This window comes from Cellulomonas sp. HD19AZ1 (assembly GCF_004535805.1).
GTDB lineage: Bacteria > Actinomycetota > Actinomycetes > Actinomycetales > Cellulomonadaceae > Cellulomonas > Cellulomonas iranensis.
Window position 1 is genome coordinate 397,013 of sequence record NZ_SPHX01000001.1, and the last position, 19,749, is coordinate 416,761.

Consider the following 19,749-nt stretch of genomic DNA (forward strand, 5'->3'; position numbering starts at 1 on the left):
GCAGGCTCATCATGGAGAAGTTCACCCAGCACACCGGGGTCGGCGTCCCGCTGCGCCGCAGCAACGTCGACACCGACCAGATCATCCCGGCCGTCTACCTCAAGCGCGTCACGCGCACGGGGTTCGAGGACGCGCTGTTCGCGGCGTGGCGCGGCGACCCGGAGTTCGTCCTCAACCAGGACGCCTACCGGTCGGCGTCGGTCCTCGTGGCCGGCCCCGACTTCGGCACCGGCTCGTCGCGCGAGCACGCCGTGTGGGCGCTCAAGGACTACGGCTTCCGCGTCGTGATCTCCTCGCGGTTCGCGGACATCTTCCGCGGCAACTCGGGCAAGCAGGGGCTCCTCGCGGCGCAGGTCGCGCAGGAGGACGTCGAGCTGCTGTGGAAGGTCCTCGAGACGCGTCCGGGCACCGAGGTGACGGTCGACCTCGACGCGCGGACGGTCACGTGCGACGACGTCGTCGTGCCGTTCCAGGTGGACGACTACACGCGGTGGCGCCTCATGGAGGGGCTCGACGACATCGGCCTGACGCTGCAGCACGCCGACGAGATCACGCAGTTCGAGCAGCGCCGCGAGGCGTGGCGCCCGGCGACCCTGCCGGCCAAGCACCTGCCGCCGGTGCCGGTGCGTCCCGCGCGCCCGGTCGTGCCGCTCGGCCTGGGTCCCACGCAGACGGCCTGACACGGCCCCCGGGGCCGCGTGACCAGCGGCCCGACCCCTCGGCGGGCGCACGGACGACCGTGCGCCCGCCGAGGTGCGATGTGAGGGTTCTGGGTGGACGCTGGACGCGAGGGGGCGCGATGGCGTCGCCACGCCCGCGCGTGAGGGACGATGTGCACATGACCGACCTGCTGTACGTCGACGGCGGCAACCCGCTGCGCGGTGAGATCACCGTCCGGGGCGCCAAGAACTTCGTCTCCAAGGCGATGGTCGCCGCGCTCCTCGGCGAGACGCCGAGCGAGCTGCGCAACGTCCCCCAGATCCGTGACGTCGCCGTGGTCTCCGGGCTGCTGCGCCTGCACGGCGTGAGCGTCGACATCGACGACGACGCCGGCACGCTGCGGCTCGACCCGACGGACGTCGAGTCCGCGCACGTCGCGGACATCGACGCGCACGCCGGCTCGAGCCGCATCCCGATCCTGTTCTGCGGCCCGCTGCTGCACCGGCTCGGCGAGGCGTTCATCCCCGACCTCGGCGGCTGCCGGATCGGCGACCGGCCGATCAACTACCACCTCGACATCCTGCGGCAGTTCGGCGCGGTCGTGGACAAGACGCACAACGGCATCCACATCCGTGCCCCGCACCGCCTGCAGGGCACCAAGATCGCCCTGCCGTACCCGAGCGTCGGGGCGACCGAGCAACTGCTGCTCACCGCCGTGCGTGCCGAGGGCATCACCGAGCTGTCCAACGCGGCCATCGAGCCCGAGATCATGGACCTCATCAACGTCCTGCAGAAGATGGGCGCGATCATCTCGGTCGCGACCGACCGCGTGATCCGCATCGAGGGCGTCGACCGGCTCGTCGGGTTCCAGCACACCGCGCTGTCCGACCGCATCGAGGCCGCGTCGTGGGCCGCGGCCGCGCTCGCGACCGGCGGCGACGTCTACGTGCGCGGTGCGACGCAGCCCGAGATGACGACGTTCCTCAACACGTTCCGCAAGGTCGGCGGCGAGTTCACGATCGACGACGAGGGCATCCGGTTCTTCCACCCCGGCGGCGACCTCAACTCGATCCAGCTCGAGACCGACGTGCACCCGGGCTTCATGACCGACTGGCAGCAGCCGCTCGTCGTCGCGCTCACGCAGGCGCGCGGGCTGTCGATCGTCCACGAGACCGTGTACGAGAACCGCTTCGGGTTCGTCGACGCGCTGCGCGGCATGGGCGCGACCATCCAGGTCTACAAGGAGTGCCTGGGCGGGCGGCCGTGCCGGTTCGGGCAGCGCAACTTCTACCACTCGGCCGTCATCTCGGGCCCGACGCCGCTGTCCGCGGCCGACATCGAGGTGCCGGACCTGCGCGGCGGCTTCAGCCACCTCATCGCCGCGCTCGCGGCCAAGGGCCAGTCCGCGGTGCGCGGCATCAGCCTCATCGACCGCGGCTACGAGCACTTCACCGAGAAGCTCGACGCGCTCGGCGCGCAGTTCAGCCGGGAGGCCGACGTCCGCCGCTGACGGACGCCCGTCCGGGGCGCGGCGGCACGCGGCTACCATCGGTTCCCGTGCCGTCGCCGTCGCGCTCCAACCGCGCCTACCGCAACGTCGCCCGTGTCGTGCGCACGTTCCTGTTCGCGACGACCCGACCCGACTGGCACGGTGCCGAGCACCTGCCCGTCGAGGGCGGGTTCGTCGCGGCCGCGAACCACATGACCGAGGTCGACCCGCTGACGTTCGCCCACTACCTGTGGGACAACGGCCACGTGCCGCGCGTGCTCGCCAAGGCGTCGCTGTTCTCGGTGCCCGTGGTCGGCCCGGTCCTGCGCGCGACGGGCCAGATCCCGGTGCACCGCGACACGGCCGCGGCGGGCGACTCGCTGCGGTCCGCGGTCACGGCCCTCGAGGCGGGCGAGTGCGTCGCGGTCTTCCCCGAGGGCACGCTCACGCGCGACCCCGACCTGTGGCCCATGAAGGCGCGCACGGGTGCCGCGCGGCTCGCGCTCACGACGCGCGTCCCGCTGGTCCCGGTCGCCCAGTGGGGGCCGCAGGACCTGCTGCCGCGCTACGGCAAGCTGCTGCGCCCGTTCCCGCGCAAGAAGGTCACGGTCGTCGCCGGGCCGCCCGTCGACCTGTCGGACCTGTACGACCGCCCCCAGGACGCCGCGACGCTGCGCGAGGCCACCGAGCGCCTCATGGCGGCGATCACGACGATGCTCGCCGACATCCGCGGCGAGGAGCCGCCCGCCGAGCGGCACGACATGCACCGGCGGCCCGCTCCGGGCGGCGGCGCGCACGACGAGGGGAGTGCGGCGTGACGCCGCCGGCCGCACCCCTGCGGGCCGCCGTGCTCGGCTCCGGCAGCTGGGGCACGACCTTCGCCGCCGTGCTCGCCGACGCGGGCTGCGCGGTCACGGTGTGGGGCCGCGACGCCGCGACCGTCGAGGAGATCACGCACGAGCACCGCAACTCGCGGTACCTGCCGGGTGTCGAGCTCCCCGCGGGCGTGTCCGCGACCACGGACCCGCGCGCCGCGGTCGCCGGCGCGGACGTCGTCGCGGTCGCCGTGCCGTCGCAGCGGGCGCGCGACGTGCTCGCGCCGCTCGCCGACGCGCTGCCCGACGCCGCGGTGGTCGTGTCGCTCATGAAGGGCGTCGAGCTCGACACCGACCAGCGCATGAGCCAGGTCGTCGCGCAGAGCCTCACGATCGACCCCGCCCGCGTGGCCGTGCTGTCGGGGCCCAACCTCGCGCGCGAGATCGCGCTGCGCCAGCCGACGGCGACGGTCGTCGCCTCGACGAGCGCCGACACCGCGCAGCTCGTGGCGCGCGCGTGCGCGTCGTCGTACTTCCGGCCGTACACCAACCCCGACGTCGTGGGCGTCGAGCTGTGCGGCGCCGTGAAGAACGTCATCGCGCTCGCGGTCGGCATCTCGCAGGGCCGCGGCATGGGCTACAACACGATGGCCACGGTCATCACGCGCGGGCTCGTGGAGATCACGCGGCTCGGCCTGGCGCTCGGTGCCGACGCCGAGACCTTCCCGGGCCTCGCGGGCATGGGCGACCTCATGGCGACGTGCGCGTCGCCCGACTCGCGCAACCACACGCTCGGCGTGCACATCGGCCGTGGCATGTCCCTCGACGACGCGGTCGTCGCGACCGGCGGCACCGCCGAGGGCGTGAAGTCGTGCCGGTCGGTGCTCGAGCTCGCGACGTCGCTGGGCGTCGAGATGCCCATCACGTCGGCGGTCGTGCAGGTGCTGCACCAGGGCCTGCCGGTCGACGAGCTCGCCGGGCTGCTGCTGGCGCGCCCGCACCGGGCCGAGGGCGTCTAGCGGCCGGCCGACGGCCGCTCGGCAGGGCGCGCCCGGGCCGTCCGGCCGGGAGGCTCAGCCGGCCGACGGCACCGCCGCCGCGAGCGCGGCGTCGAGGTCGCGCCACAGGTCCTCGACGTCCTCGACGCCGACCGACAGCCGCACGAGGTCCTCGGGCACGGTGGGCGACTCGGTCGCGAAGCGGCGACGGCGCTCGAGCGTCGACTCGACGCCGCCGAGGCTCGTCGCGGGCACCCACAGCGCCACGGCCGCGACGAGCGCGTCGGCCGCCGCGGCGCCGCCCGCGGGGCGCAGCCCGATGATCGCGCCGAAGCCGTCCATCTGCGCGGCCGCGCGCGCGTGGCCCGGGTCGCCGGGCAGGCCCGGGTAGCGGACCTCGGCGACTCCCGGGTGCGCGGCCAGCCGGCGCGCGAGCTCGCCCGCGTTCGCCTGCGCGCGCTCGACGCGCAGCGCGAGCGTCCGCAGCCCGCGCAGCGCGAGCCACACCTCGAACGGTCCGGCGATCGCGCCGTGCGTCGTGCGGTGCGCGACCAGGCGTGCGTGCAGCGCGGGGTCGTCCGTCACCGTGGCGCCGAGCACGACGTCCGAGTGGCCCGCGAGGTACTTGGTCACGGAGTGCACGACGACGTCGGCGCCGAGCGCGAGCGGACGCTGCACGAGCGGCGTCGCGAACGTGCTGTCGACCACGACGAGCGCACCGACGTCGTGCGCCGCCGCGACCAGCGCCGCGACGTCGGCGACCTCGAGCATCGGGTTGGTCGGCGACTCGAGCCAGAGCAGCGCCGCGGGCGCGTCGTCGCCGGTGCCGCGGACGGCCGCCACGACGGCGTCGGTGTCGGCGACGTCGACCGCGTCGACGCGCAGCAGGCCCCGCTCGGCCTGCTCGCGCAGCAGCACGAGCGTCACCTGGTACGCGTGCCGCGGCACGACGACGCGACCGCCGAGCGGCACGAGCGACAGCGCGGCGTCGATCGCCGCCATGCCCGACGCGAACACCGTGGCCGGCGGCCCGTCGGTGCGGCGGCCGGTCGCGACGTGGTCGATGCGCTCGAGCGCCGCGAGCGCCTCCTCGAACGGCTCCCACGCCGGCGTGCCGATGCGGCCGTAGAGGTGCTCGCCCGCGGTCGGGGCGCCCTGCGACACGAACGTCGAGGTCAGCACCACGGGCGGGTTGAGCGCGCCGCCGGGCGCGCGCGGCGGGCGCCCCGCGCTCACCGCGAGCGTGCGCGGCGACACGTCGGACGCGTGCGGGGCGGGGGACTGGTCCGGGGAGGCGGGCGCCGGGGTGGTCACCCGGGCAGGTTACGTGAGGGCGCGACGCCGCCGCGCCCGCGGTCCGCGCGGGCGGACGCGCCGGTGCGCGGGCGTGCGCCGCGGCGCGGCGCGGCGGGAGCGGGCGGCGGGTGGCGGGGGTGACGAACCGGACGTGCGCCGTGCCGGGCGTGCGGCGGTGCGGGCGGTAGGGTCGGTCCGCGATGGACGCCACCAGCACACCCCTCAGCGACGACGCCCGCCCCGGCGCGACCGACCCGCGTCGGCCCCGCGTCATGGTGCTCTTCGGCGGCCGGTCCGGCGAGCACGCGATCAGCTGCGCCACCGCCGGCGGCGTGCTGCGCGCGATCGACCGCGACCGCTACGACGTGCTCGCGGTCGGCATCACGCGTCGCGGCGAGTGGGTCCTCGCGGACGACGACCCGGACCGGTGGGCGATCCGCGACGGGCACCTGCCCGAGGTCGAGGACACCGCGACGCGCGTGCTGCTGCCGCAGGGCACGGCCGAGCGCGACGTCCAGGTGCTGCACGAGGGCCGGCTCGGTGCGCCGCTCGGCGCGGTCGACGTCGTGTTCCCGCTGCTGCACGGGCCGTTCGGCGAGGACGGCACGCTGCAGGGCATGCTCGAGCTGGCCGACGTCCGCTACGTCGGCTCGGGCGTGCTCGCGTCGGCGGTCGGCATGGACAAGCACATGATGAAGCTCGTCCTCGCGGGCTCCGGCCTGCGGGTCGGTGCGTTCCGCGTGGTCCCGGCGGGTCCGGCCCCCGATCCGGCGGTGCTCGACACGATCGTCGCGGACCTCGGGCTGCCGCTGTTCGTCAAGCCCGCGCGCGCCGGCTCGAGCCTCGGCATCACGCGCGTCGCCGACGCGGCGGACCTGCCCGCGGCGATCGCCGCGGCCCGCGAGCACGACCCCAAGGTCGTCGTCGAGGCCGCCGTCGTCGGGCGAGAGGTCGAGTGCGGCGTGCTCGGGGGACGCGGCGGCGCGGCACCGCGCGCGTCGCTGCCGGGCGAGATCGTCGTCGCCGAGGCGAGCCACACGTTCTACGACTTCGCCGCCAAGTACCTCGACCAGACCGGCGTCACGCTCGCGTGCCCCGCCGACCTGCCCGCCGACGTCGTCGCGCGCGTGCAGGACGCCGCGGTGCGTGCGTTCGAGGCGGTCGGGTGCGAGGGCATCGCGCGCGTCGACGTGTTCGTGACGGACGACGGCGAGGTCGTCGTCAACGAGATCAACACCATGCCCGGGTTCACGCCGTACTCGATGTACCCGCGCATGTGGCAGGCCAGCGGGGTGGACTACCCGGAGCTCGTCGACGAGCTGCTCGCGCTCGCGCTCGAGCGGCCCACCGGGCTGCGCTGAGCCGCACGGCCGCGCACGCCCGGCGTCCGCCGGTCCGGCGGGTTCGCGTCAGAGGCACTGCCGCAGCTGCTCGGTGCGGGCGACCGCCGGGCCCAGCGCGTCGACGAACGACGTCGACCGGGACTCGGCCACGGCGCCGGGCACCAGCAGCTGCACCGCGGGCTCGCGCCCGTAGGTCGTGAACGTCCAGTCGCCGTCGTCCTCGACGATCACCCAGTCGATCGTCGGCCCGTTCGGCGTGGTCACCGACTCGCACCGCTCGGTCGTGGGGCCGAGGGGCTCGACGCCGCAGCGCAGCACGACCGCGTCGCGCGGCTCGCCCCACGCGGTCGTCGCCTGCGCGTCGGTCGCGACGCGGTCGAGGCCGTCGCCGAGGGAGTCGGGGGTCGCCAGCACGACCGCCGCGCACACGGGGTCCGTCGCGTACGGCGCGGCCGTCACGGGCACGGTGGGCGCGCAGGCCGCGAGGAGCAGGAGGGCGCCGGTCGTGGCGGCCGCGGGGACGACGGGACGCGGGAGCACGCCGCCACGGTACCCGCCCGGGTGAGGTGCGCCGTCGGCACCGGCACCTGCCCCGGTGCACCCCGTGCGCCGCGGACGGTCTAGCGTGGGCGCGTGCCCGCCGAGAGTCCCGTCGTCGCCGACCTGACCGAGCAGGACCTGCTCGACCGGATCTTCCCGCACCTACCCGTCGGGTCGCGCACGCTCGTGCCGCCGGGCGACGACGCCGCGGTCGTCACCGCGCCGGACGGCCGGTTCGTCGTCACGTGCGACGTGCTCGTCGAGGACGTGCACTTCCGTCGGCGCTGGTCGACCGGGCAGGACGTGGGGCGTCGCGCAGCGATGCAGAACCTCGCGGACGTCGTCGCGATGGGCGCCCGACCCGTCGCGCTCGTCGTCGGTCTCGTCACGCCCGGTGCGACGCCCGTGTCCTGGGTCGAGGGCCTCGCGCGCGGCCTCGGCGACGCGTGCCGGCCGCTCGACGTCGGCGTGGTGGGCGGCGACCTGTCGTCCGGGCCCGTCGTGATGGTGTCGATCACCGCGCACGGCGACCTCGAGGGCCGCGCGGCCGTGCGGCGCAGCGGGGCCCGCGCCGGCGACGTCGTGGCGTACGCGGGACGGTGCGGGTGGTCGGCCGCGGGCCTTGCGCTGCTCACGGCGGAGCGACCCGACGTCGACCCCGGGCTCGTCGCCGACCACCGGTCGCCCGAGCCCGTGCTCGCGGCAGGCCCCGACGCCGCGCGCGCGGGCGCGACCGCGATGATGGACGTGTCGGACGGTCTCCTGCGCGACGGCCGACGGCTCGCGCGGGCCAGCGGGGTCACGCTCGACCTCGAGGACGTACGCGTCGCCTTCGCTGCGGACGCCCGACGGCTGGCCGCGGCGGCCGACGCGCTCGGCGCGGACGTCGCCGAGTGGCTGCTGACGGGCGGCGAGGACCACGGCCTGCTCGCGACGTTCCCGGCGGGCGTGCCGTTGCCGGAGCCGTTCCGACGCATCGGCGTGGTGTCGACGCGCTCGGCGGACCTCGTCCGCGTCGGGGGCGAGCCGCCACGCGCCGCGGGGTCCGGCTGGGACCACTTCCGCGACCGAGGTCAGCCGCGGCGGTAGCGCACCTCGAGCAGGTCGACGCCGCCCCGGTTCTCCAGGCGCTCGACCCCGTCGGGCGTGAACCCGTGCCGCCGGTAGAAGTGCCGGGCGCGCGCGTTGTCGGCGAGCACCCACAGCGACACCGGCGTGCCGTCGCCGAGCTCCGACAGCACGGTGCGCATGAGGTCCCGGGCCACGCCGTGGCCCCACGTCCCCGGGTCGAGGTAGATCGAGTAGATCTCGCGCTCGCCGCGGCGCGCGTCCTCGTCGCGCGCGGGACCGTACGACGCGAAGCCCAGCAGCCGGGGCCCCGCCTCGGCGACGATCGTGCGGACGTGGTCGGCCGGGCCCTGCGCGAGCAGCTGCGCCCAGCGCTGCGCACGCTGCGCCGGGTCGAGCGCGCGCAGGTAGTCGTCGGGCACGATGCCCGCGTAGGCCTCCTGCCAGGAGCGGACGTGCACGCCCGCGATGCCGGCGGCGTCGTCGGTGGTCGCCGGGCGGATGGTCACCTCGTCGATCTGCTCGACCATGCGTCCACCCTGCCACACGGCCCCGCGCGCTTGAAGGGGTCGTGCCGATCCGGACGTGCCGGGCGCGCGTCGCGGCCGCGGGACGGTCAGGGGCCGTCCGACAGAGCGACGAGGAGCGCCGTGACCGCGTCCGGACGGTCGCACATGAGCAGGTGGCCCGCGCGGCGCACCGCGACCGTGCGGGCGCCCGTCCGGGCCGCGAGGCGCCCGTCGGCCCGGCGCTCGCGCGCGGCGCCGCGCACCGGCACCGCGAGCACGACCTCCGCGCGCGGCGGGCCCGTGGCCAGGAGCGCGTCGACGCGCGCCGCGCGGTCCCAGCCCGCCGCCAGCGCGTCGACGCCGTGCCGCCACGCCTCCGGCCCCCGGTCCTGAGCGGTCCGCACGACGCCGCGGCGCGCCCACCAGCGGTCGATCCGCCGCTCGACGGGCGCCGCCGCGCGTGCCGCCCCCGGCGCACGCGTCACCGCGCGGGCCACCGCGAGCAGGCCGCGACGGAACGGCGCCGGCGGTCCCTGCTCGTGCAGGCGCGTCGGGTCCAGCAGCAGCACGCGCGGCACCCGGTCGGGGTGCGTTCGCGCGGCCTCCAGCGCGAGCAGCCCGCCCAGCGAGTGACCCACCACGCCGTGGTACGGCCCGTCGGCGAGCGCCTGCGCGGCGGTCGTGGTCAGGGCGTGCGCGCGCACGTCGAGCGACACGTGCGCGGGCAGCAGGCGCCGCACGGCGTCGAACGACGACGCCGGGCAGGCGAGGCCGGGCAGCACGAGCCAGCGCGAGGCGCTCACGGCCGGCCCGCACGGCGCGCGACGCGAGCGGCGCGCAGCAGCGGCACCAGGACGACGAACGTCGCGCACGCCGCGAGGGTCTGCGCGCGCTGCCACAGCCCGACCGGCGGCGCGTCGGCGCCCAGCGTCGAGGCGACGGCGATGGTGCCCACGACCGCGCTCGTCGCGAGGACCACGAGCGGCGCGAGCGCGTGCCGCACCACGCGCGAGAGGCTGTCGCCGCGGGCGCCGCGCACCAGGGCGAGCGCGGCCACGCACGCGGCCACGAGCGCGAGGGACACGAGGCTGCTCGACACCTCGTGGACGGTGTGCTGCGCGCCCAGCGTGCGCGCGGCCTCGGCGGAGGCGCACCAGGCGTCGGCCGACGGCGCGCAGGCCATCGGGCTCAGCACGTCGACGACGGTCGCGGCACCGGCGACCACGAGGGCGACGGCGAGCACGACGGCCCACCGGCGCGGGCCGTCGGGGGTCGCCGGCAGCGTCGCGGCGCGGGCTCCCAGGAGGGTCGCACCGGCCGTGGCCACGGCGAGGCCGGCCAGCGCGTCCGCGGTGACGAAGAGGCCGCGCCACGCCTGGCCGCGCGCGGCGTGCTCCGACAGGTACGACGTGACGGGGTCGAGCGGGAAGCCCGTGAGCACCTCGAGCGGCAGTCCCGCGTAGGCGACGGCGGCGACGACGAGCAGCACGTGGACGGTTCGCAGGGTGCGTCCGGGGACGACGGCGGGGACGGCGCCGGGAGGTGCGTCGCCGAGCGTGCGGGCCGGCGTCACGGCGCGACCCAGCCGAGCTGCCCGGCGCACCACACGAGCCCGTAGGGCAGCATCGTGCGCGCGCCGACCCACGTGTGCCCGAGCCCGGGGTACACCCGCAGGGTCGTCGGCTGGTGCGCGTCGCGCAGCGCGCGCGCCAGCGCCTGCCCCGCGGCCGGCGACTCGGCACCGGGGACGCCGAGGAAGACCGGCTGCACGGTCGCGGGGTCGCGTCGACGCAGCACGGACGTCGGCGTCGACCGCTCCGCGGCCTGCGGGTCGGCGACCACGGCCGGCGTGTCCGGCGCGGCGTACGGCATGAGCGCGACCACGCCGCCGAACACGTCCGGGTGCCCCAGGCCGGTCACGAGAGCGCCGAGCGACCCGGCGGACATCCCGACGACGAGGCGCCCGGCCGGCTCGTCGCGCGTGCGCAGCGTCCGGTCGGCCCAGGCGACGACGTCGGTCCGCAGGTACGTGCCGAGCTGCGGCCCGCCGGGGACGTCGAGCGGCTCGGTGCCCGCGGGCGCGGCCCCCGCGTTGAGGTCGGGCGCGACGACCACCACGGGCGGCAGGTGACCCGTCGCCACGAGCTCGTCGACCGTGGCGTCGGCACGACCGCCCGCGAACCAGTCGGCGGCCGTCCCGGGCGCGCCGTGCAGCGCGTAGACGACCGGGAAGCGCGCCGTGCTCCCGGGACGGTCGTACTGCGGGGGCAGGTACACCCAGGCGGGGGAGTCGGGCACGCCCGGGCTCGTCGACGGGACGGTCACGTGGAGCACGCGCCCGTGCCGCGGGTCGCGCGCGTGCGGGGGCGCGGGCACCTCGGGGCTCGTGGCGTGCGGCGTCCACGTGCGGGTCTGCACCCAGCGTGCGGCGGTCTGGACCGACGGCAGGTACCCGACCCACAGGTTGACGCCCAGCACGGCCGCGAGCGCGACGAGCGCCGAGGCCCCGCCGACGGCGGCGGCCGTGCGTCGGCGGGTGGGCCCGCGGTGCGCGCGGCGGGCGTGCACGAGCAGGACGACGGCGACGCCGAGGGCGAGCACGACGGGGACGGGGGAGCCCAGCAGGAGGTCGCCCTCGACGCGCCCGGGGAGCGTGGTCGGCAGGTCGATCGGCGCGTCGGGGCTCATGCGGCCACCCGGCGGCGGGCGGTCACGGGCGCCGCGCGGTCGCCTGCGGCGAGCGCGCCCGGCGCGTCGGGCTGGGTCGTCGTCGTGCGCATCGCTCCGCCGGGCGTCGGGACCCGGCCGCCCGGCACCGGGGCGGTGCGGGCGGGCCACGGGTCGGGCCGCGTCGAGTCAACCCCGCCGAGGTGGCGCGTGTCGTCGGAGCAGGGGTGGGGTCGGGTCGGTCGCGCGGCGGGTGCGGGTCAGCCCCGGGTCGTACGTCGGCACGGCGCGTGCCCGTGCCCCGCCGTCGTCGCCGGGTGCGGTGCCGTGGCTGCCGGGGCAGCACGAAGGCCCGTGAGCGCTGCTCACGGGCCTTCGACGTGCGGGTGCCGGTCGCCGTGCGGGCGGCCGGGGTCTCGGTCAGACGGCGCGCTGCACCTTGCCGGCCTTGAGGCACGACGTGCAGACGTTGAGACGCTTGGGCGTCCCCGCGACGACGACGCGCACGCGCTGGATGTTCGGGTTCCAGCGCCGCTTCGTGCGCACGTGCGAGTGCGAGATGCTGTGCCCGAAGCTCGGGCGCTTGGCGCAGACGTCGCAGTTGGCAGCCACGGTCTTCTCCTGGTTCTGATTCCTGTCGGGCCGACGAGCGGCCCCGTGTCGTGCACGTCCCGCGCACACGTCGACGGACCGGACCCGGAGGCTCGGACCGCGCGACGGTGCATCGGAGGTCTGTGAGGGTGCCGGACGTGGTCCGGGCAACCGGGCAAGACTAGCCCATCGCGTCCACGTCACCCAAATGTGGGTCCCGTGCGGCAAGGTGGGGCGGCGGCGGACGCGTGCCCCGGCGCTGCGACGGTACCCGTCACGGCCGGCCGCGGTCGCGTCGGCGGCGGCACCGGCCCGGGCCGCCCCCGGGCGGCGACCCGCCGCCCGCACGGACGGCACGGCAGGCACTCGGACAGGAGGAACGGCGTGGACGTGGTCGCGCGGCGTGCCCGGCTGGACGTCGATCTCGTGCGCGGCTGGGCCGCGACGGCGGCCGCGGCGTGCGCGGCGGCGCGGGACCGCATCGACGCCGTCAACGTCTTCCCCGTCCCCGACGGTGACACCGGCTCGAACGTCGCCCTGACGGTCGCGGGCGGTCGCGACGCCGTGCGCGACGTCACGGGCGTGCCCGTGCAGAGCGCCGCGACGGCGTTCGCGCACGGAGCGGCGCGGTCCGCGCGCGGCAACTCGGGCGTGATCCTCAGCCAGTGGCTCGTCGGGTTCGCCGCGGGCATCGGCGAGGACGGGCCCGACGAGGGCGGCCGGGCCGACGAGCCGGACGAGCCCGACGAGCGCGGTGCCGTCCCGGCCGCGCGCGACGCCGTGCGCCTCGTGCGCGCGCTGACCGCCGCGGCCGACGCCGCGACGACGGCCGTGCCGGACCCGCAGGAGGGCACGGTCCTCACGGTCGCGCGCGACGTCGCACGGACCGCGCGCGCGGCGGTCGGCGCGGACGACGACGCCCCGACGGACGGGCCCGACCCCGCAGAGCTGCTCGCGGGCGCCGTCGACGCCGCGCGCGGCGACCTGCGCCGCGTGAGCGCCGCGCACGACGTGCTGCGCGCCGCGCGCGTGGTCGACGCGGGCGCGTGCGCGCTGCTGGTCGTGCTCGACGCGCTGGTCGCGGCGCTGCGCGGCGCGACCGGCGCAGAGGTCGACCTGTCCTGGCTGCCGGCGGCGTCGCCCGAGGTCGTGGCGGGGTGCTCACCCGGCGCGGGCGGCGCGTTCGAGGTCATGATGCTCGTGCGCGGCGTGCCCGCCGACCGGCTCGTGGGCGCGCTGCGGGGGGTCGGCGACGCGGTCGCGGTGGCCGACGCGGGCGGTGCGCTGCACGCGCACGTGCACGCCGACGACCCCGCCGCGGTGCTCGCGCTGGTCCCGGCCGCCGACCGGGAGCGCGTCGTCGTGCGACGCGTCGAGGAGGGGCCGCCCGAGACCCGCGGGCTCGTGGTGCTCACGCGGTCGCCCGGGCTCGCGGCCTGGTACGCGACGTGCGGCGCCGTGACGCTCGTCGGCGACGTGCCCGACGCCGACCAGCTCGCGCGCGCCACCGCCGACGCCCGGACCGGCCGTGCGGTGGTCGTCGACGCCGGGACGGGCGCCGACGTGCGCGACCACGACGTCGTCGCCGCGGCGGGGGACGGCGCGGCCGTCGTCGCGTGCCTCTCGCTGCTCGCCGACCCCGACGTCGACCCGGCCGCGGGGCGGGCCGCGCTCGGCCGGCTGCGCACGGGCACGGCGCACGACGCGTCCGGCCTGGCGGCGGTCGTGGACGGTCTCGTGGCCGCCGTCCCCGCGGCGCAGGCGGTGACGCTCGCGCACGGGCTCGACGCCGTCGAGGCCCGCGCCGCCGCCGACGTCGTCGCCCGTGCCCACCCCGAGCTCGAGGTGCTGCTGGTGGGACCCGTCGCGGGCGAGGCGTGGTGGGCGGGGGTCGACTGACGTGACCGCCGTCGACCCGCTCGCCGTGCCCCTGGCCAAGCAGTTCGGGGCGCGCACCGCCAAGCCGCTCGCCAAGCTCGGCCTGGCCACGACCGGCGACCTGCTGCGGCACTACCCGCGGCGGTACGCCGAGCCCGGCACGCTGACCGACATCGCGAGCCTGCGCGTGGGCGAGCACGTCACGGTGATGGCGGAGGTCCTGCGCAGCTCGGCGCGGCCGACGTCGCAGGGCCGCGGGCTGCTGCAGGCCACGATCACGGACGGCACGCACCGCCTCGAGCTGACGTTCTTCGCGTCGAACGTCCACAAGCTCGAGTGGCGCAAGGCGCAGCTGCGCCCCGGTCGGCGGGGCCTGTTCACCGGCACCGTCTCGGTGTACCGCGACACGCTCCAGCTCACGCAGCCCGAGTGCCACCTCGACGAGGACGAGGAGGCCGCGCTCGAGGAGGCCGAGCGGCCCATCCCCGTGTACCCGGCGGTTGCCGGCTTCGAGTCGTGGAAGGTCGGCAAGGCGGTGCGCGCGGTCCTCGACCCGCTGCGCGAGGAGGACGTCCCCGACCCCGTGCCGGCGCACCTGCGCGAGCGCGACGACCTGCCCACGCTCCTGGAGGCGCTGCGCCTCGTGCACGTGCCGCACGACGAGGCGCAGTGGCGGCGCGGCCGCGCGCGGCTGCGCTACGAGGAGGCGCTCGTGCTGCAGGCCGAGCTCGCGCGCCGCCGCGCGCGCGTGGCCCGCACCGAGGCCGTCGCGCGCCCGCCCCGGGCCGGCGGGCTGCTCGACGCGTTCGACGCGCGCCTGCCGTTCACGCTGACCGACGGGCAGCGCGCCGTCGGTGACGAGATCGCCGCCGAGCTCGCGGCGGCGCGCCCCATGCAGCGCCTCCTGCAGGGCGAGGTCGGCTCGGGCAAGACCGTGGTCGCGCTGCGCGCGATGCTCCAGGTGGTCGACGCGGGCGGGCAGGCCGCGCTGCTCGCACCCACCGAGGTGCTCGCCGCGCAGCACGCGCGCACGCTGCGCGGGATGCTCGGCGACCTCGCCGACGGCGGGTTCCTCGGCGGTGCGAGCGACGCGACGCGCGTCGCGCTGCTCACCGGGTCGCTGCCGACCGCGGCGCGCCGTGAGGCGATGCTCGACGCCGCGAGCGGCGCCGCGGGCATCGTCGTCGGCACGCACGCGCTGCTCTCGGAGCACGTGCAGTTCGCCGACCTCGGCCTCGTCGTGGTCGACGAGCAGCACCGGTTCGGCGTCGAGCAGCGCGACGCGCTGCGCGCCAAGGCCGCGCGCACGCCCCACACGCTCGTGATGACCGCGACCCCCATCCCGCGGACCGTCGCGATGACCGTGTTCGGCGACCTCGAGACGTCGGTGCTCGACCAGCTGCCCGCCGGGCGCCAGGGCATCACGACGCACGTCGTGCCGGCCGACAACCCGCGGTGGACCGACCGCACGTGGCAGCGCGTGCGCGAGGAGGTCGGCGGCGGCGGCCGCGCCTACGTGGTGTGCCCGCGCATCGACGGCGACGACGACGCGGCGGCCGCCGCGCGAGCGGTCGAGGAGGACGGCACCGACCTCGTGACCGACGCGGCCGACGCGTCCGACGCGTCCGACGCCGCGCAGCGTCGCCCGCTGCGCGCGGTGCTCGACGTCGCGCAGGAGCTGCGGGCGCGCCCCGACCTCGCGGGCGTCGGCATCGGCGTGCTGCACGGTCGCATGGCGCCCGACGACAAGGAGCGAGCGTTCGCCGACTTCGCGTCGGGCGCCGCGCCCGTGCTCGTCTCGACCACGGTCATCGAGGTGGGCGTCGACGTGCCCGACGCCACGGTCATGGTCGTGCTCGACGCCGACCGGTTCGGGCTCTCGCAGCTGCACCAGCTGCGTGGCCGCCTGGGTCGTGGCACGCGCCCGGGCCTGTGCCTGCTCGTCAGCGCGGCCGAGCCCGGGACCGACGCGCGCACGCGGCTCGAGACGCTCGCGAGCACGACCGACGGCTTCGAGCTCGCGGCGCTCGACCTCGAGCTGCGCCACGAGGGCGACGTGCTCGGCGCCGCGCAGCACGGCCGCTCGACGTCGCTGCGCCTGCTGCGCGTCACGCGCGACGCCGCGGTCATCGAGCGCGCGCGCACCGACGCGCGTGCGCTCGTCGAGCAGGACGTCGACCTCGCGCCGTGGCCGCACCTGCGTGCGGCGATCGAGGAGTCGCTTACGGGTGAGCGTGAGGAGTTCCTCGAGCGCGCGTGACTACCCTGGCGCCATGGCTCCCGTGGTGCGCGCGCGCAACCTGCAGGTCGGCTACGGGGAGGCACCCGTGTGCGCCCCCGTGTCGTTCACGCTCGGCGAAGGACGCGCCGTGGCGCTCGTCGGGGCCAACGGCTCGGGCAAGTCCACGGTCCTCAAGACCGTCATCGGCCTGCTCACGCCGATCGGCGGCTCGGTCGAGGTGCTCGGCCGGCCGGTCGACGAGCGGGACGTGCGGTTCCGCCGCGAGGTCTCGGCCGTGCTCGACGACGACGCGTACTTCCCGGCGCTGACGGTCGCCGAGCACCTGTACCTCACGGCCCGCGGCCACGGCGTCATGGGTGCGCAGCAGGAGGTCGACGTGCTGCTCGAGGAGTTCGGCCTGGCGGACCACGCGCGCGCGACGCCCGTGTCGCTGTCCTCCGGCCAGCGGCGGCGCCTGCTGCTCGCCGCGGGGTTCGCACGGCCGCGCTCGCTGATCGTGCTCGACGAGCCCGAGGCGCGGCTCGACCAGCGCATGCGGGCCCGGCTCGCGGACCGGCTGCGCGCCGAGCGCGAGGCCGGCGGTGCGGTGCTGCTCGCGACGCACGACCCCGACCTGGTCGCGGCCGTGTGCACGCAGGCCGTGCTGGTCGACGACGCCGCCTCGGTCGTGCTGCCGGCGGCCGAGGCCGCCGACCGCATCGCGCGGGTCGCGCTGTGAGCTCGGGCGTGCGCGAGCCCGACGACCCGGACCTCGACACCGACGCCGTCGACCTCGACGAGGCGGACGGCGACCACGACGACCACGACGACCCGCGCGTCGGCGACTTCGAGCTCGGCGAGGTCCCCTCGGCGAGCTCGATCCGCCGGTTCACGGCCCGGGCCGCGCGCTCCCGGGCGGGCGCGAGCGTCGGGTCGCTGCTCACGGACGTGTACACCGCCGTCACGAGCGTCGTCATCTCGGTGCTCATCGTGCTGGGCGTCGTGCAGCAGCTCGGCGAGGCGCTGCCGCCCGCACCGCCCGTGCACGCGCCCGGCGGCCTGAGCCTGCCCGCGCTCGTCGCGGTGCTGCTCCTCGCGGGCGTCGGCGCGCTGCTCTCGACGGCCGGCCGTCTCGGACCCGTCGGGGCGGAGGGACCGCAGGCGGCGTGGTGGCTCCCGCTGCCGGTCGACCGTCGGGGCCTGCTGCGGCCCGCAGCCGCGCGCGGCCCGCTGGTCGCGGCGCTCGCGGGCGGCGCCGTCGTGGTGGTGCTCGACGCCGGGCTGCTCGCGTCCGGCGGCGGCGCGCTCGTGCGGTCGGGGCTGCTCGGCGCGCTGGTCGCCGCGGTCGTCGTGCTGCTCGCGGCGGTCGCGCAGTCGCGCGGGGTGCCGCGCCGTCGCACCGCGGTCGTGGGTGACCTCGTGCTCGTCGCGGCGCCGGTCGTCGCGCTCGTCCTCGTGCTGACGAGGCGCACGCCCGCGTCGCTGCCCGCACCGTCGTGGGTCGCCGTCGCGGGCGCCGCCGTCGTGGCCGGGCTGCTCGCGGCGCTCGTCGACGCGCGCCTGGGCGCGCTGCCGGGCCGCACGCTCCGGGAGGGCGGCTCGGCGGCGACGCAGGCCGTCGGCGCGGTCGTCTCGCTCGACTCGCGCGAGCTCGGGCGCGCGCTCACGGGCGGCGCCGCGGCGTCGTCGCACCGCCGGGTCTCGCGCCTGCGCACCGCGCGCGGCCCCGCCACGGCGCTCGTCACGGCCGATCTCGTGGTGCTGCGCCGGTCGCTGCGGCACGTCGTGCAGCTCGTGGTCGCGGCGGGCCTGCCCGTGCTCGCGACGGTCGTGCCGCAGCTCGCGAGCACGGTCGGCGTGCTCGTCGCGGTGCTCGTGGGCGGCTGGATGGCGGCGAGCGCGAGCGCCGAGGGCGCCCGCTGGGCGGAGATGGCGCCCGTCGTCGACCGGCTGCTGCCGCTCGAGGCGCGGACCGTGCGACGCCTGCGGATGGTCGTGCCGGGGATCGCCGTGCTGCTGTGGACGGTCGTGGCGCTCGGCGCGGTGGGCGTCTGGGCGGGCGCGCCCGTGGACTGGGTGCTGCTCGGCCTCGCCGCGGTGCCGGTGTGGGCGGCGGCGGCCGTGCGCGCGGCGTACCGGCCCGCGCCGAGCTGGGACAAGCCGCTGGTCGCGACGCCCGCCGGGGCGCTGCCCACCGGTGTGCTGCAGGTCGTCGCGCGCGGCCCGGACCTCATCGCGTTCTGCCTGCTGCCGCTGTGGATCGCGATCGGCCTGCACACGGTCACGACGGTCATGGTGACCGCGCAGGTCGCGCTCTCGGCGATCGCCGTGACGATCGCGTCGTCGGTCCACGACAAGGGATGGCTGGAGCGCATGATGGAGGAGCAGGACGAGCGCAAGAAGGCCGGCGCGTGACGCGCGTCGTCGCGGGCTCCGCGGGCGGTCGCACGCTCGTCGTCCCGTCGTCCGGCACGCGCCCCACCAGCGAGCGCGTCCGCGAGGCGCTGTTCTCCCGGCTCGAGCACCTCGACGCCGTCGACGACGCGCGCGTGCTCGACCTCTTCGCGGGGTCCGGCGCGCTCGGGCTCGAGGCCGTCAGCCGCGGTGCGCGCAGCGCCGTGCTCGTCGACAGCGCGCGCGTCGCGGTCGACGCGTGCCGCCGCAACGCGCGCACGCTGGGCCTCGCCGACCGGGTCGACGTGGTCGCCGACCGGGTCGACCGGTACCTCGCGCGCCTCGCCCCGCCGGCGGACGGGGTCGCGCCGGGCGAGGCGTTCGACCTCGTGCTGCTCGACCCGCCCTACGACCTGCGCGACGACGTCCTGCAGGGCGCCGTCGACGCGGTCGCCCGGTGCCTCGCCCCCGGTGGGGTGGTGGTCGTCGAGCGGTCGGCGCGGGCGTCGGCGCCGGCGTGGCCCGCGCCGCTCGAGCCGCTCGACGACCGGCGCTACGGCGAGACGCAGGTGTGGTTCGCCGAACGGCCCGCGTGACGCGAGCGGGTGCCGCCGGCGCGCCGTGCCGTGCGCGTCAGGCCGCGTGCAGCACCGTCAGCGTGGGCCCGCCGGGCGCGAGGTCGACCGTGCCGGCCGCCGTGCACCCCCGGCGCGCGTAGAACGGCAGGTTCGCCGGGTCGGTCGTCGCGAGCCACGGCGTCCCCGCGCCCGGTGCGCGCAGCGTGGCGAGCCCGGCGTCCAGCAGCGCTGCGCCGACGCCGCGGCCCTGGTGCTCGGGGTCCACCGCGAGGTAGTTGAGGTACGCACCGGGCGTGGTCGGCGCGAGCGGAGCGGAGCGCGCGAGGGCCGTCAGCACCTCGTCGGCCCGGGTCGCTCCCACCAGGGCGCGCAGGACGCCCGCCGGGCTCGGCAGGACCGGTGCCCCGGCGCCCGCCAGGTCGACGCCGGCCGGGCGCCAGGCGGCCACCGCGACGACGGCATCCCCCGCGACGGCGACGTCGACGCGTCCGTGCGCGACGTACCGCTCGAGCGCCGGACCGAGCCACGCGGCGCACGCGTCGGCGCGCGTCGCGTCGTCGGGCAGCACCCAGCGCATCAGGGGGTTGTCCCGGTAGGCGAGCGCGCACACGGTGCGCAGCGTCGGGACGTCGGCCGCGGTCGCGGGGCGCAGGCTCACCACGCCCGACACGGTAGCGCCGGAGCGTCGCGCCGGCCGGTCCG

General features: G+C 77.3%; 19 protein-coding genes. 11 read left to right on the top strand and 8 right to left on the bottom strand.

The features are described from left to right. The first annotated feature begins 11 nt into the window (after positions 1-11). The 4 genes from leuD (at position 12) to E4A51_RS01815 (ending at position 3,983) form a co-directional block, all read left to right on the top strand. The gene (gene leuD / locus E4A51_RS01800; RefSeq protein ID WP_134850717.1) at positions 12-680 is read left to right on the top strand and encodes a 3-isopropylmalate dehydratase small subunit; all 669 of its coding nucleotides are present in this window, start codon (positions 12-14) and stop codon (positions 678-680) included. Positions 681-838: 158 nt separating this feature from the next. Beyond that, on the top strand, positions 839-2,170 hold the full coding sequence (gene murA, locus E4A51_RS01805; RefSeq protein WP_046528734.1) for a UDP-N-acetylglucosamine 1-carboxyvinyltransferase: 1,332 nt from the start codon (positions 839-841) through the stop codon (positions 2,168-2,170). Between the two features lie 47 nt (positions 2,171-2,217). Beyond that, entirely contained in the window at positions 2,218-2,967 is a 750-nt protein-coding gene (locus tag E4A51_RS01810) for a 1-acyl-sn-glycerol-3-phosphate acyltransferase (protein ID WP_070320337.1), read from the top strand. Then, entirely contained in the window at positions 2,964-3,983 is a 1,020-nt protein-coding gene (locus tag E4A51_RS01815) for an NAD(P)H-dependent glycerol-3-phosphate dehydrogenase (protein ID WP_233421185.1), read from the top strand. The genes E4A51_RS01810 and E4A51_RS01815 overlap by 4 nt, the downstream gene beginning before the upstream one ends. Positions 3,984-4,037: 54 nt before the next feature. On the opposite strand, the gene E4A51_RS01820 is transcribed toward E4A51_RS01815, so the two are convergent. Further along, positions 4,038-5,276 carry a PLP-dependent aspartate aminotransferase family protein gene (locus E4A51_RS01820; protein WP_233421183.1) on the bottom strand — a complete coding sequence of 413 codons (1,239 nt, stop codon included), beginning with the start codon at positions 5,274-5,276 and terminating at the stop codon, positions 4,038-4,040. A 182-nt stretch (positions 5,277-5,458) separates the two neighbouring features. Here E4A51_RS01820 and E4A51_RS01825 point away from each other — a divergent pair, with 182 nt between their 5' ends. Beyond that, positions 5,459-6,619: a D-alanine--D-alanine ligase family protein gene (locus E4A51_RS01825; RefSeq protein WP_134850718.1), complete on the top strand. Its 1,161-nt coding sequence runs from the start codon at positions 5,459-5,461 to the stop codon at positions 6,617-6,619. Between the two features lie 48 nt (positions 6,620-6,667). On the opposite strand, the gene E4A51_RS01830 is transcribed toward E4A51_RS01825, so the two are convergent. Beyond that, complete coding sequence (locus E4A51_RS01830) at positions 6,668-7,141, bottom strand: DUF3515 family protein (RefSeq protein WP_070320335.1); 474 nt, start codon at positions 7,139-7,141, stop codon at positions 6,668-6,670. 93 nt (positions 7,142-7,234) lie between these two features. Here E4A51_RS01830 and E4A51_RS01835 point away from each other — a divergent pair, with 93 nt between their 5' ends. Further along, the gene (locus E4A51_RS01835) at positions 7,235-8,230 is read left to right on the top strand and encodes a thiamine-phosphate kinase (RefSeq protein ID WP_134850719.1); all 996 of its coding nucleotides are present in this window, start codon (positions 7,235-7,237) and stop codon (positions 8,228-8,230) included. Here the strand turns inward: E4A51_RS01835 and E4A51_RS01840 are convergent. The 5 genes from E4A51_RS01840 to rpmB form a co-directional block, all read right to left on the bottom strand. Continuing rightward, on the bottom strand, positions 8,215-8,739 hold the full coding sequence (locus tag E4A51_RS01840; RefSeq protein WP_046528728.1) for a GNAT family N-acetyltransferase: 525 nt from the start codon (positions 8,737-8,739) through the stop codon (positions 8,215-8,217). The two genes, E4A51_RS01835 and E4A51_RS01840, sit on opposite strands and share 16 nt — an antisense overlap. An 86-nt stretch (positions 8,740-8,825) precedes the next feature. Beyond that, positions 8,826-9,521, bottom strand: a complete 696-nt coding sequence (locus tag E4A51_RS01845) for an alpha/beta fold hydrolase (protein ID WP_167748797.1) — start codon at positions 9,519-9,521, stop codon at positions 8,826-8,828. After that, entirely contained in the window at positions 9,518-10,291 is a 774-nt protein-coding gene (locus E4A51_RS01850) for a DUF998 domain-containing protein (protein ID WP_167748798.1), read from the bottom strand. Before E4A51_RS01850 ends, E4A51_RS01845 begins: the two co-directional genes overlap by 4 nt. After that, complete coding sequence (locus E4A51_RS01855) at positions 10,288-11,406, bottom strand: esterase family protein (RefSeq protein WP_134850722.1); 1,119 nt, start codon at positions 11,404-11,406, stop codon at positions 10,288-10,290. The genes E4A51_RS01850 and E4A51_RS01855 overlap by 4 nt, the downstream gene beginning before the upstream one ends. A 399-nt stretch (positions 11,407-11,805) precedes the next feature. Beyond that, positions 11,806-11,997 carry a 50S ribosomal protein L28 gene (rpmB, locus tag E4A51_RS01860; protein WP_046528726.1) on the bottom strand — a complete coding sequence of 64 codons (192 nt, stop codon included), beginning with the start codon at positions 11,995-11,997 and terminating at the stop codon, positions 11,806-11,808. A 363-nt stretch (positions 11,998-12,360) separates the two neighbouring features. Here rpmB and E4A51_RS01865 point away from each other — a divergent pair, with 363 nt between their 5' ends. From E4A51_RS01865 to rsmD, 5 genes are read left to right on the top strand one after another with little or no spacing between them, the layout of a single operon-like run. Beyond that, positions 12,361-13,875, top strand: a complete 1,515-nt coding sequence (locus E4A51_RS01865; protein WP_167748799.1) for a DAK2 domain-containing protein — start codon at positions 12,361-12,363, stop codon at positions 13,873-13,875. A gap of 1 nt (position 13,876) precedes the next feature. Further along, positions 13,877-16,114 carry an ATP-dependent DNA helicase RecG gene (locus E4A51_RS01870; RefSeq protein WP_134850724.1) on the top strand — a complete coding sequence of 746 codons (2,238 nt, stop codon included), beginning with the start codon at positions 13,877-13,879 and terminating at the stop codon, positions 16,112-16,114. Positions 16,115-16,127: 13 nt separating this feature from the next. After that, positions 16,128-16,814, top strand: coding sequence for an ABC transporter ATP-binding protein (locus tag E4A51_RS01875; protein WP_046528723.1), 687 nt, complete (start codon positions 16,128-16,130; stop codon positions 16,812-16,814). Continuing rightward, on the top strand, positions 16,811-18,490 hold the full coding sequence (locus E4A51_RS01880; protein WP_240696338.1) for a DUF6297 family protein: 1,680 nt from the start codon (positions 16,811-16,813) through the stop codon (positions 18,488-18,490). Before E4A51_RS01875 ends, E4A51_RS01880 begins: the two co-directional genes overlap by 4 nt. After that, a complete protein-coding gene (gene rsmD / locus E4A51_RS01885) occupies positions 18,487-19,065 on the top strand; it encodes a 16S rRNA (guanine(966)-N(2))-methyltransferase RsmD (RefSeq protein WP_070320415.1) in 579 nt (192 codons plus the stop codon). The genes E4A51_RS01880 and rsmD overlap by 4 nt, the downstream gene beginning before the upstream one ends. A gap of 37 nt (positions 19,066-19,102) precedes the next feature. Here rsmD and E4A51_RS01890 read toward each other — a convergent pair whose 3' ends face one another. After that, positions 19,103-19,708: a GNAT family N-acetyltransferase gene (locus tag E4A51_RS01890; RefSeq protein ID WP_134850725.1), complete on the bottom strand. Its 606-nt coding sequence runs from the start codon at positions 19,706-19,708 to the stop codon at positions 19,103-19,105. Positions 19,709-19,749: the final 41 nt, after the last annotated feature.